This window comes from Actinocrinis sp. (assembly GCF_035650855.1).
Taxonomy (GTDB): Bacteria; Actinomycetota; Actinomycetes; order Streptomycetales; family Catenulisporaceae; genus Actinocrinis.
Window position 1 is genome coordinate 1 of the sequence record NZ_DASRGV010000346.1, and the last position, 2,759, is coordinate 2,759.

2 protein-coding genes are annotated in these 2,759 nt (G+C 70.8%); both read right to left on the bottom strand.

The window, feature by feature from the left end:
* A partial coding sequence (locus VFB40_RS24630) for a substrate-binding domain-containing protein (RefSeq protein WP_324854663.1) occupies positions 1–858 on the bottom strand: 858 nt, incomplete at its 3' end.
* A gap of 205 nt (positions 859–1,063) precedes the next feature.
* Positions 1,064–2,602 carry an L-arabinose isomerase gene (gene araA / locus VFB40_RS24635; protein ID WP_324854665.1) on the bottom strand — a complete coding sequence of 513 codons (1,539 nt, stop codon included), beginning with the start codon at positions 2,600–2,602 and terminating at the stop codon, positions 1,064–1,066.
* Between the last annotated feature and the right edge of the window lie 157 nt (positions 2,603–2,759).

Sequence of the window (2,759 nt, forward strand, 5' to 3'; positions counted from 1 at the left end):
GCCGTCGTAGGAGTAGACGCCGTACAGGCCGTTGACGTCCGGGTGGTTCGCCAGGATGGTCTCCGCGTCAGAGGTCGCGGTCGCCGCCGACAGGTTGTCGTTGACCGTCTGCACCACCGTGATGCCCGGGCCGATCGCCGCCTTGAAGCCGGCGATGCGCTCGGTGGCGTTGGCGGCGGTCAGCGAGCCGACCAGGATGGCGACCTTGCCGGTGCCGTTGAGCGCCTTCTTCAGCTGGGTGCCCGCGGTGAACCCGGCGTCGTAGTTGACGGTGCCGAGGTACAGCGAGGCGGCGGCGGTGCCGGGCAGCGGCGAGTCGATGGCGAGCACGTCGATGCCGTTGGCGGTGTCCGTGGCGATGATGCCCTTGGCGGTGTCCGGGTTGATCGCGGAGATCGAGTAGCCGGTCACGCCGTGCGAACGCAGCGTCTCAAGCTCGGAGGTCTGCTCGGTCAGCTGGCCGTTCGGCGGGGCGAAGTAGGTGCACTTGCTGCTGGAGATGCCCAGGTCGGAGCAGCCCTTGAGGAACCCGGTCTGGCCGGCCTTCCAGTAGGCGGCCGCGACGTTGACGACCATCGCGATGTTGACCGAGGACAGGTCCTTGCCGTTCATCGCGCACTTGAGCGACTTGTCGAGGTCGGCCAGGTTCGCCTGGTTGAAGCCGACCGGGTCGGTGGCCGGGTTCGGCGTCGCGGTCGGGGACGAGGCGCAGTTGGCCGCGACGCTCGCCGCGGTGGAGGGAGCGCTTCCCGCGGAGCTGCCGGTGCTCGACTTCGAACACGCGGCGGCCGACAGGGCGACCAGCGCGGCCGCGGAGACGGCCGCGATGGAACGGGTCTTCTTGTTCGTGCCAATCATCGTTGATCGGTGCCCTTCATGTGGTGGGTAGGTCGGATCGAGCCTTTCGTGCGGTTCTGCGGGTGGAGCAGGTAGTGCCGGTGATGCCAGTGGTACGGGTGGAGCCGGTACTGCGGTGGTGCGGGTGGTGCGGTCACCCCGGCCGCACTGGTGCGGCAGCGCGGCCGGGGGGTCTGTGCGGGCTGCGCGACGGTCGGCAGGGCCCTTAGAAGCCCTGCGCCAGGCGGTGGTAGGCCTGGTTCCATCGCAGCTCCCTGGTGAATTGGCGCACCGTGGTGTCGGCGTCGATGACCAGCAGCTCGACCGAGAGCATCTCGGCCAGGTCGTGCAGCTCCTCGGCGCCGACCGCGCTGGAGAGCACGGTGTGGTGCGGCGCGCCCGCGGTCAGCCACGCCTCCGCCGAGGTGCGCAGGTTCGGCCGCGGCGTCCACACCGCGCGCGCCACCGGCAGCTTGGGCAGCGGCTCGAGCGGCGGGACCACGTCGATCTCGTTGGCCACCAGGCGGAAGCGCTCGCCGATGTCGGCGAGCCCGACCACCACGGCCGGCCCCGGCCGCGCGTCGAAGACCAGGCGCACCGGGTCCTCGCGCCCGCCGATGCCGAGCGGGTGGATCTCGCAGGACGGCGTCTCGGTCGCGATGGACGGGCAGACCTCGAGCATGTGCGCGCCGAGGATGACCTCGCGGCCGGGCTCGAAGTTGTAGGTGTAGTCCTCCATGAACGAGGTGCCGCCGGGCCGCCTCGCCGCCATCGCCTTGACCGTGCGCAGCAGCACCGAGGTCTTCCAGTCGCCCTCGCCGCCGAAGCCGTAGCCGTCGGCCATCAGCCGCTGCACCGCCAGGCCCGGCAGCTGCCGCAGCCCGCCGAGGTCCTCGAAGTTCGTGGTGAAGGCCCGGAAGCCGCCCGAGGTCAGGAAGTCGCGCAGGCCCAGCTCGATGCGCGCGGCGTACCGCAGCGAGTCGTGCCGCTCGCCGCCGCTGCGCAGCTGCGGCGCGACGCGGTATTCGTCCTCATACTGCTTCACCAGGTCGTCGATGCGCGCGTCGGTGACCGAGTCCACGACGGCGACCAGGTCGTTGACGCCGTAGGTGTTGACCGAGACGCCGAAGCGCAGCTGCGCCTCGACCTTGTCGCCCTCGGTCACCGCGACGTCGCGCATGTTGTCGCCGAACCTGGCCAGCTTCAGCGTGCGCACCTCGGCCAGGCCGACCGCGGCGCGGATCCAGGTGCCGATCCGCTCTGCCACGCCCGGGTCGCTCACGTGCCCGGCCACCGTCTTGCGCGGCACGCCGAGCCGGGTCTGCACGAAGCCGAACTCGCGGTCGCCGTGCGCGGCCTGGTTCAGGTTCATGAAGTCCATGTCGATCGTCGACCACGGAAGCGCCACGTTCGCCTGCGTGTGCAGGTGCAGCAGCGGCTTACGCAGTGCGTCGAGCCCTGATATCCACATCTTGGCGGGCGAGAAGGTGTGCATCCACGCGATCAGGCCCACGCACTCGTCGTCGCCGTTCGCGTCCAGGCACACCCGGCGGATGGCGGCCGCGTCGGTGAGCACCGGCTTCCAGGCCAGCTCGACGGCGCCCTCCCCGAGCGCCGCGGAGAGCTGCTCGGCGATGGCGCGCGACTGCTCGGCGACCTGCCGCAGCGTGTCCTCGCCGTAGAGGCCCTGGCTCCCGGTCAGGAACCAGACCTGCCGCCGGGGTGTCCCGGAGGGGGACCCGGGGGCGGCGTCCAGTGACGTCATTGTTGGTTGACTCCGTCCGCAGAGGGCTGCTGTCCGTAGACGTTGGTGTATCGCTCGTAGAGCGCGTCGATGTCGGCGCTCGGGATCGGGATCGGCTCGCCGTAGGCGCGGGCCAGGTGCACGGTGCGCGCCACGTCCTCGGTCATCACCGCGGCCT